The following is a 9,124-nucleotide window of genomic DNA, read 5'->3' on the forward strand; positions in this document are numbered from 1 at the left end:
TTCGACCGGGTTTATGTGACTTCGTGCACACATCACCCCCTACCCAGAAGTCCAAAAAACCCCTCCCTCGACTCGAATCTGCCGTCCTGTACGCACTGACAGGATAAGAAAAGGGCCAAACACGAGGCGCCGCACGTTGTGCGGCGGCCGCGCCACGCCGTGGCGCGCTACAGCGCCTGTCGCGTCCTGGACAACTCCGTCGCGACATACAGGATCAGCATCGGCACGACCGGCAGGTGATGCCGCGCGCCGCCCTCGTAGAAACTGTAGATGGCCCACTTCGACAGCACCAGGATCGCCGTCGCCAGTTCGACGGGCGTGGCGCGGCGGCGTTGGATCAGCGCGCGCAGACTGACGAACGCCCAGAGGAATGCCAGCGTTCCCCACCCGGCCTGCGCGAGGAACCGAAGGACCTGATCCAGCCGCGGGATGGGCTCACCGCGGTGATTGATCAGTTCAACATAGCTGGTTTCCGTGCCCCACGTGTGGAGTAGTTTGCGGGCGGCCAGCCGGAGAAACGCCCCGGGATGGAAAAAGATCCATGCCTTCGCCTGGTCCCGGCAGTAGCGCATGTGCCGGAGCATTTCAGCCGGCGTTTCGATGCGCGTCGTGTCGGGGAGGGGGCTATAGAGGCCGTCGGAGTCCGGGTTGTTCGCGCTCCAGAGAACGAGCGGGCCGGACGTGCAGACGAGGACCGGCTCGCCGAACACCTGCCGGTTCCGCCAGGCCCAGGGCGCGATGACGATAACCATGCCGAGGAGGAAAGCCATCCACGCCGCCCACGCGCGGCGCTGGAAAAACGAACGGGCGTTAAGCAGCCAAAAGGCCAGGGCTTGTGCGGGGGCGACCAACAGAACCGCCTTGGTCAGCGAGCCGAATCCGGCGGCGAGACCGCCGAGGAATCCCGCGCCGGCGCCGCCCTCCTCCCGGGCGACCGTCAACCATCGGCCGACCATCAGGAGGATCATCAGCGTGTAGAGATAGAAGTAGTACGGGGTGACCAGCGCATAGAGGACCATCGACGGGTAGAACGCCATGGCCAAGGTCGCGCCCCGTGCGGATTCCGGCGGCAGGATGCGGCGCGCGATGGCATGCAGCGCGAGGATCATGCCGAGGAACAGGGGGAGTTGTCCAAGTTGGGCCACGAGTGGCGTGGCGCCGAGGACTTTGAAGAGGATCGCGTAGTACCAGATCTGGCCCGGAGCGTAATACGTGAGGGGCGACATTTGTCCCGCGCGCGCGAGGTGGGCGGCCTCTTGGAGTACAAACAGTCCGTCGAACGACGGCGCGGGCCGCAACCAGAGAACTAGTCCGACCTGGAGCAAGGCCGGGAGGCCGAGGGCCAGGCCCAGAAAGGCGCCGGTCGGTAGGCCGTCCAGGAGTCGGCCCGCGGCCTTCCGCATCCCGGCCGCGCGTCGGGCGCCGCACAGTCCGGCCGCGCCGGCCGAAAGCAGCAGCGGGATCCAGCCTTCGGGCCGACCCTTGTATAAAGGAAAAATGAGCAGCAGGCCCAGCGCCGCGAGCCCGGCGAACCGGAACCCGCCGGCCAGCAGCGCGCCGGCAACCCGCATCGGGCCGGAGGCTGGATTCGGCGTCATCATAGTCCGGGGCCATAGTAGAGAATGGGGTGGGGGGCGCAAGGCTGAAAGGGGCCCGGGCGTTCCTTTGCAGGGTCCACGCCGCCCCGCCCGCCTTTACCGGTTACATTGTTCCCTGTTCCCCCCTTCCCGCCCTTTCCGCTTCTCCCTCCTCTCTATTTACATTATGCGCATATGCGCATAATATAAATAGCCATGAACTACAGACAGGCGAAGGTAAGGGCGGAGATCCTGAAGGCCATGGCGCATCCGGTCCGCGTCCTGATCGTGGAAACCCTGCTCGGCGGGGATCGGTGCGGCCGGGAACTGAACCGGTTGGCCCGCATCAACCAGTCGAACATTTCCCGGCACCTGGCCGTGCTGAAGAAGGCCGGCATCGTCAGCGACCGGCGCACGGCGACCCGGGTCTATTACCACCTCGAAACGCCCTGCATCCTCAAGAGCCTCGATTGCGCGGCGGACGTCGTTCGCGCGGACACCCGGCGTCGTCATGATTATCTGAAGGTCGTTTGACATGAACAGGGAACTTAAAGTCTTCCTCGTTTTGGTCGCCGTCTTTCTGGGGCTGTATTACCTGCCCGTGGATGTGCCGCGCTTCCAGGGCGCGGTCCTCGAGGCATTCCGGCTGGCCAGGTGGTACGCGCGCGAACATGTCCTGCTCTGCCTCGTCCCCGCGTTCTTCATCGCCGGCGCCATCGGCGTGTTCGTCAGTCAGAACGCGATAATGAAGTATTTCGGGCCGAAGGCGCACAAAGCGCTGGCCTACGGCGTGGCCTCGGTTTCGGGCACGATTCTCGCGGTTTGCTCCTGTACGGTGCTTCCCCTGTTTGGCGGCATCTACATGCGCGGCGCCGGACTGGGACCGGCCATCGCGTTTTTGTATTCCGGCCCGGCGATCAACGTGCTCGCCATTGTGCTCACCGCCCGCGTGTTGGGCTGGCAACTCGGCGTCGCGCGGGCGATCGGGGCGGTGGCCTTCAGCGTTATCATCGGGCTGTTGATGCACCTGATCTTCCTGAAAGAGGAACGCGCCAAGGCGGCGCAGGGCCAGGATGTTTATCTCGGCGATGACGACGGCAAGAATCGCCCGCTCTGGCAGGTGGCGCTCTATTTCCTTTCCATGGTCGGCATCCTGGTTTTTGCCAACTGGGCGCGGCCCCCGCAGGCGGAGGGTCTATGGTTCGCTGTCTTCCGGGCGAAGTGGATGCTGACCTCCGGGGCCGCCCTCATGCTGGCCTTCCTGCTTGTCCGCTACTTCAGCCGCCGCGAACTGTCGGCGTGGTGTTCCGAGTCGTGGGGTTTCGCGAAGCAAATCCTCCCGCTGTTATTCATGGGCGTCCTGGCGGCGGGCTTCTTCCTCGGCAGCCCGGACAGCAAGGATGCGGGGATGATCCCCAATGCCTGGGTCCAGGCCCTGGTGGGGGATTCGCCGAACGCGCTGCTTACGCTCCTGGGCCGCGAGGGAGCCGCGCCGGGCTGGCTGGAAACGGCGTGGCCGGTGTGGACCAATTTCTTCGCCTCCGTCACCGGCGCGCTGATGTACTTCGCCACGCTGACGGAGGTCCCGATCCTGCGCGGCCTGCTGGACAGCGGCATGGGCCAGGGTCCGGCCCTCGCGCTCCTGCTCGCCGGCCCCGCGCTCTCGCTGCCGAACATGCTGGTGATCAACTCGATCCTGGGACCGAAGAAGACCATGACGTTTATCGGACTGGTGGTCGTGATGGCCGCCGTTACGGGGATGGTGTTTGGATTTGTGGTGAACTGAATCAGCGGAGGCGCTCATGAAGCATATTCAAATCCTGGGCACGGGCTGTCCGAAGTGCAAGTTGTTGACGGCGAATGCCGAGCAGGCTGTCCGCGAGTCGGGGATCGAGGCTCGCGTGGGGAAGGTGGAGAAAATCGCGGAGATCATGAAATTCGGCGTCATGACCACGCCGGCCCTGGTCGTGGACGGCGTGGTCAAGAGCGCCGGCAAGGTATTGAGTCCGGACGAGATCAAGAAGCACCTGTCTTGAGGGAGTGGTCTCTTGTGAAAAAAATCCTGATGGTTGCCGCGTTGGTGGTGGCTGTAGCCCTGGTTCTGGCTGTGAAACAAAGAAACGCGAAGGAGCCGGCACCAGCCGGCGGGGGTGGGGAAGTTGTTGTCGCGCTCCCGCGGCTGGTGGATCTCGGCGCCACGAAGTGCATGGCCTGCAAGGCCATGGCGCCGATCCTGGAGGAATTGGATAAGACGTTTGCCGGCCAGTTGAAGGTCGAGTTCATCGATGTCTGGGAGAACGAGGACGCCGGCCCGAAGTACGGCCTGCGCATGATCCCGACGCAGATATTCTTCGCTGCGGACGGCAGGGAGTTGTTCCGTCACGAGGGCTTTTTCTCGCGGGAGGACATTCTCGCGAAATGGGCGGAGTTCGGCGTCGCTCTCCATGAACCGGGGGCTCGCTGATGGAATGGATCCAGGGCGTCTTCACGGCGTTGTCGCACGCCATCGAGGGCTCGCCGGCCGTGGCCGTGTCGGCGGCCCTGGTCTGGGGCATCTTGAGCATCCTCTTGAGCCCCTGCCACCTGGCGAGCATCCCGCTGATCGTCGGGTTCATCGGCGAACAGGGGAGCATCACGACAAAGCGCGCGTTCTGGATCGCGCTCCTGTTTGCCGTCGGCATCCTGGTCACGATCGCGCTGATCGGCGCGGCGACCGCGCTGGCGGGGCGGATGATGGGCGACGTCGGCCGCTACGGCAACTACTTCGTGGCGCTGGTATTCTTCGTGGTCGGGTTGCACCTGCTGGATGTGATCCCGCTGAATTTCGGCGGGCCGGGCCGGGTGAACATGAAGCGCAAGGGTTACCTGGCCGCGTTCATCCTGGGCCTGGTGTTCGGCGTCGCGCTCGGGCCCTGCACGTTTGCCTTCATGGCCCCGATGCTGGCGATCACCTTCAAGATGTCGGCCGCGAACGGGCTGTACGGAGCCCTCCTGCTTCTGCTCTACGGGGTGGGGCACTGCGCGGTCATCGTGGCGGCCGGGACGTCGTACGAATGGATCGAGCATTACCTGAAATGGAGCGAAGCCTCCCGGGGCGCCGTGCGGATCAAGAAGGTCTGCGGCGCGCTGGTGATCCTGGGCGGGCTCTGGCTCCTGTACACCGCACCCTAGGAGGATAACCATGTCGCATATCTCGTGGCGCATCGCGCTGCTGAACGGCCTGTTCGTTTTGTCCGTGGCGGCGCCCGGATGGGCGGCCGGGGAGCCGGTCACGGCCCCGGCGGAGACGGTGGTGTTCTATTTCCACCGGACCGGACGGTGCCCGACCTGTCTCAAATTGGAGGCTTGGTCCGGCGAGGTGGTGCAGGGCCTGGCGGCCGGCGAAAACCCCCGGGCCGTGACATTCAAGGCCGTGAACCTCGACGTCCCTGAAAACAAGCATTACGAACAGGACTTCCAGCTCACCTTCTCCTCCGTGGTGGCGGCCGAGGTGCAGGCGGACGGGCGGGCCGCGCGCTGGAAAAACCTGGGCCGGATATGGGAGCTTTCCGGGCGAGAGGTGGAGTTCCGGAAATATCTTGCGGAGGAAATCGGTCGGTTCCTGGGCGCCCGGGGTCCGAAGCCGTCCCCCTGACGAGCCGCGGCCGGAGCCGTCCGCTGTGGCCTCCTTGACGAACGCCCACTTCGCGTTTATATTTCGTTATATGACGAAATGGAACAAGTCGTGAACAAGGCCTGCCGCGCGTTCGGGGCCTTGTCGGATATCCATCGCCTGCGGCTGCTGCTGGCCTTGCGCCGCGGCGAGCGGTGCGTTTGCCAGTTGATCGCGCTGATGGGGCTCGCTCCGTCCACCGTGTCCAAGCACCTGTCGATTCTCCGCGACGCGGGCTGGCTGGCGTCCCGTAAGCAGGGACGCTGGGTTTACTACCGCCTGGCGGAGCCCCTGCCTTTTCCAATGTTTGGAACAAAGGCCGCCCCGTTTTTCCAAGCATTGGAAAAGTCGCCGGCCGCGATGGCGGACGCGCGGAGACTGCGGCGGATAGCGGAAATGGACGCGGAGGTTCTATGCCGGAAGATCATGGGAAGATGAAAATCCTGTTCCTTTGCACCGGCAATTCCTGCCGGAGCCAGATGGCGGAAGGCTGGGCGCGCCACCTGAAGGGCGGCGCGATCGAGGCGTATTCCGCCGGCCTCGATACGCGTGGGCTCAATCCGTTGGCCGTGAAAGTCATGGCCGAGGCGGGCGTGGATATCTCGGGGCAGCGCTCGAAACACGTGGGCGAGTTGAGGGAAGTTCCTTTCGATTACGTGGTGACCGTTTGTGACCACGCGCACGAATCCTGCCCGCTGTTTCCGGGCGGGACCAAGGTGGTGCATGTCGGTTTCGACGACCCCCCGCGGCTGGCGAAGGCGGCGAAGAACGAGGAAGAGGCGCTGCAACATTATCGGCGCGTGCGGGATGAAATCAGAGCCCTCATCGAGAAATTACCGGAGGTCCTGAAGACATGAATGAAAAGATCGGCCACTCGAACGAAAGAAAACTCACGAATGTATTCGAGCGCTACCTGACCGTCTGGGTGGCGTTATGCATCGTGGCCGGCATCATCCTCGGCAAGGTCGCGCCGGGCGTCGCCCGGTTCCTGGACGGCCTGTCCATCTTCGTGAACGGGGCGCCCGTCGTGTCCATCCCCATCGCGATATGCCTCTTCTTCATGATGTATCCCATCATGGTGAAGATCGATTTCGCCTCCGTCGTGAAGGCGGGCAGGAGCGGCAAGCCTGTCTGGCTGACCTTGTTCGTCAATTGGGCGATCAAGCCCTTCACGATGTACGGCATCGCGCTGTTGTTCCTGGGCTTTCTCTTCCGCGGCCTCATCGGGGCCGAGGCGACCGACCTGGTGAAGATGCCGTTCGGCCTGGACCTCGCCGTGGGTGCGACCCACGGGGCCGGCACCGTGGTCGTGCACGAGGGCGTCAAGATGCTGCAGGTCCCCTTGTGGCGCAGCTACTTCGCGGGTTGCATCCTGCTCGGCATCGCGCCCTGCACCGCGATGGTGCTGGTCTGGGGATATCTTGCGCGCGGCCGTGACGGCCTCACCCTGATCATGGTGGCCATCAACTCCCTCTCCATGCTGGTGCTCTATGGGCCGCTCGGCGGATTCCTGCTGGGCGTCGGGCGCCTTCCCGTCCCCTGGCAGGCCCTGTTGCTCTCCATCGGCATCTACGTGGCCCTTCCCCTCGTCGCCGGCTACTTCTCCCGCAAGTGGATCATCCGGGCGAAAGGCGAAAGGTGGTTCGTCGAGAAGTTCCTGCACGTTCTCACGCCCATCACGATCATCGCCCTGCTGACCACGCTGGTGCTGCTGTTCAGTTTCAAGGGCGAGACCATCCTCGGCAACCCGCTGACCATCCTGTGGATTGCGATCCCTCTGTTCATCCAGACCATGCTCATCTTCTGGCTGGGTTACGGGTGGGCCCGGCTGCTCAAGCTGCCCTACCAGGACGCCGCGCCCGCCGCGATGATCGGGGCGTCCAACCACTTTGAGGTGGCCATCGCGACGGCGACGATGCTGTTCGGCCTGTCCTCCGGCGCGGCCCTGGCGACGGTGGTCGGGGTGCTGATCGAGGTGCCGGTGATGCTGGGACTGGTGAAGATATGCCTCAAGACATCGCGCTGGTTTGGCGGCCCGCGGGCGGCGCCGGCGGGTGAGGGCGGTCCGGGGTTCCCCCTCGCGCCGGCTTGACACGCCGCCCGTCCCCGCGATGATACCTAGAGGGTCTAGGTATCATCACGGGGAGGGGGCATGGAGTACACGAATCCGGCGTACTGGAAGGCGATGATGGATGCGAGCCTGTGCCGGCTGCTGATCCTGCGGATCGTCTGCGAGCGGCCGCGGCACGGGTACGGGATCATCTGGCGCGCGGCGGAGCTGACGAATCATCAGCTCGTGCCGACCCAGGGGACGATTTATCCCGTGTTGCGCGACCTGGCGCGCTCGGGCTGCCTGCAATGCCGCATCGAAAGGACCGGCCGACGGGAGCGCCGGGTCTACCGGGCGACGTCCCGCGGACGGCAGGCCTTGCGCGCGGGTGCCGGGGTCTGGCGCCGGGGCCTGGCCCGGTTGCAGGCCCTCCTGGGCCCCGCCCGGTCCGGGCCAGGCGATGATACCTAGAGGGTCAAGGTATCAAGGGGCGGCCGATTGGTGCGGCATGGGTTTCGGAGAGCAGGAGGAAGATCATGACGAAGGACATCCGGGAGACCGTTCGCCAGGGATACGGCGCTATCGCGACCGGCGGCGGGTCGTGCTGCGGGCCGGCGAAGAGCTGCTGCGGGGGTGACGGAGCTGCCGGCGTCGCCAGGGCCGTGGGCTATTCCGACGCGGAACTGGCGACGCTGCCCGAGGGCGCCAACATGGGGCTTTCGTGCGGGAACCCGGCGGCCCTGGCGGGATTGAAACCGGGCGAGACGGTCCTGGACCTCGGCGCCGGCGGCGGGTTCGACGTGTTTCTCGTGGCGCAAAAAGTGGGCCCCGCCGGCCGCGCCATCGGCGTGGATATGACGCCGGAGATGGTCGCCAAGGCCCGCCGCAACGCGGAGGCCTTCCGGGCGAAGACCGGCTTGGATAACGTGGAATTCCGCCTCGGCGAGATCGAGCACCTGCCCGTGGCGGACACGAGCGTGGACGTCGTGATCTCCAATTGCGTCATCAACCTTTCCCCCGACAAGCCGCGGGTCTGGCGCGAAGCCTTCCGCGTGCTCAAGCCAGGTGGGCGCGTGGCCGTGTCGGACCTGGCCCTGCTGCGACCCCTGCCGGACGCGGTTCGAAGGTCCGTGGAAGCCCTGGTCGGCTGCATCGCCGGGGCGGTCCTGGTCCGCGACACCGAGGCCATGTTGAAGCAAGCCGGCTTCATCGACATCAGCCTGGAATCGAAGCAGGAGTACATCGAATCCATGAGCCAGTGGAGCGATCCGCTCTACCGGGCAATCATCGGGCAGCTTCCCCAGGGATCGTGCCTGGCCGAGTACGTGACCAGCCTGGCCCTCTCGGCGCGGAAAGCGGGCTGATGGCCGCGGGCGCGGGCGCGGGCGCTATCGCGACACCGGCTTGGCGGAGACCGGGTCCAGCGCGGCATTCAACAGGTACGCCAGGCGCACGCCGGCCTTCTGCAACTGCTCGCGCGCGACGGGCCCCGCGGCGTCGATGTAGTTCTCCCGCGTGAGGTTCATGCCCGGACGGCTCCACTTGAACGGCAGGTGCGTGCCATCCGCGTGACGATAGGCCGTGTATCGCGCCAGCGTGTGGCTTTCCAGGGCCCAATCGAGCGGACCTCCACCGGCCCACAGTTCCATCTGTTCGGGAGTGATCTCGCGGTCCCACTGCCGGGCCACGCTGTCCGGATCTCGTCCGGCCATGATCTCGCGCACCATGGCGTCATCCCAGACGCCGTGCAGGTTGAGCGGGTAGTCCAGGGCCGTGGCATCGTCCGCGGTGAAATCCTCCCCCCGGAAAGAGCGAACGGGAAGGACGCTGGCGCGGGCGTGGGGA

The 9,124-nt window shown here is 65.3% G+C and carries 13 protein-coding genes; 11 read left to right on the top strand and 2 right to left on the bottom strand.

Annotated elements, in window-relative coordinates; translation table 11 throughout:
- Positions 1–167: 167 nt before the first annotated feature.
- Positions 168–1,598: a hypothetical protein gene (locus KA248_15510; GenBank protein ID MBP7831315.1), complete on the bottom strand. Its 1,431-nt coding sequence runs from the start codon at positions 1,596–1,598 to the stop codon at positions 168–170.
- A gap of 195 nt (positions 1,599–1,793) precedes the next feature.
- Between KA248_15510 and KA248_15515 the strand changes: the two genes are divergently transcribed.
- From KA248_15515 to KA248_15565, 11 genes are all read left to right on the top strand, one after another.
- Positions 1,794–2,111 (top strand): winged helix-turn-helix transcriptional regulator, encoded by a 318-nt coding sequence (locus KA248_15515; GenBank protein MBP7831316.1) that lies wholly within the window; start codon positions 1,794–1,796, stop codon positions 2,109–2,111.
- Between the two features lies 1 nt (position 2,112).
- On the top strand, positions 2,113–3,363 hold the full coding sequence (locus KA248_15520; protein ID MBP7831317.1) for a permease: 1,251 nt from the start codon (positions 2,113–2,115) through the stop codon (positions 3,361–3,363).
- A 16-nt stretch (positions 3,364–3,379) separates the two neighbouring features.
- Positions 3,380–3,613, top strand: coding sequence for a TM0996/MTH895 family glutaredoxin-like protein (locus KA248_15525; protein MBP7831318.1), 234 nt, complete (start codon positions 3,380–3,382; stop codon positions 3,611–3,613).
- Between the two features lie 29 nt (positions 3,614–3,642).
- Positions 3,643–4,041, top strand: a complete 399-nt coding sequence (locus KA248_15530; GenBank protein ID MBP7831319.1) for a thioredoxin family protein — start codon at positions 3,643–3,645, stop codon at positions 4,039–4,041.
- Positions 4,041–4,748, top strand: coding sequence for a cytochrome C biogenesis protein (locus tag KA248_15535; GenBank protein ID MBP7831320.1), 708 nt, complete (start codon positions 4,041–4,043; stop codon positions 4,746–4,748). Before KA248_15530 ends, KA248_15535 begins: the two co-directional genes overlap by 1 nt.
- A 10-nt stretch (positions 4,749–4,758) precedes the next feature.
- Complete coding sequence (locus tag KA248_15540; protein MBP7831321.1) at positions 4,759–5,211, top strand: hypothetical protein; 453 nt, start codon at positions 4,759–4,761, stop codon at positions 5,209–5,211.
- A gap of 78 nt (positions 5,212–5,289) precedes the next feature.
- A complete protein-coding gene (locus KA248_15545; GenBank protein ID MBP7831322.1) occupies positions 5,290–5,667 on the top strand; it encodes a helix-turn-helix transcriptional regulator in 378 nt (125 codons plus the stop codon).
- Positions 5,664–6,086: an arsenate reductase ArsC gene (locus KA248_15550; protein MBP7831323.1), complete on the top strand. Its 423-nt coding sequence runs from the start codon at positions 5,664–5,666 to the stop codon at positions 6,084–6,086. The genes KA248_15545 and KA248_15550 overlap by 4 nt, the downstream gene beginning before the upstream one ends.
- Positions 6,083–7,321, top strand: a complete 1,239-nt coding sequence (gene arsB, locus KA248_15555; GenBank protein MBP7831324.1) for an ACR3 family arsenite efflux transporter — start codon at positions 6,083–6,085, stop codon at positions 7,319–7,321. The genes KA248_15550 and arsB overlap by 4 nt, the downstream gene beginning before the upstream one ends.
- A gap of 60 nt (positions 7,322–7,381) precedes the next feature.
- Positions 7,382–7,750: a PadR family transcriptional regulator gene (locus KA248_15560; GenBank protein ID MBP7831325.1), complete on the top strand. Its 369-nt coding sequence runs from the start codon at positions 7,382–7,384 to the stop codon at positions 7,748–7,750.
- Positions 7,751–7,815: 65 nt separating this feature from the next.
- Positions 7,816–8,643 (top strand): arsenite methyltransferase, encoded by an 828-nt coding sequence (locus KA248_15565; GenBank protein MBP7831326.1) that lies wholly within the window; start codon positions 7,816–7,818, stop codon positions 8,641–8,643.
- 24 nt (positions 8,644–8,667) lie between these two features.
- On the opposite strand, the gene KA248_15570 is transcribed toward KA248_15565, so the two are convergent.
- The coding region (locus tag KA248_15570; protein ID MBP7831327.1) for a hypothetical protein at positions 8,668–9,124 on the bottom strand (457 nt) is incomplete at its 5' end.

Source organism: Kiritimatiellia bacterium (assembly GCA_018001225.1).
In the GTDB taxonomy this organism is placed as follows: Bacteria; Verrucomicrobiota; Kiritimatiellia; order CAIQIC01; family JAGNIJ01; genus JAGNIJ01.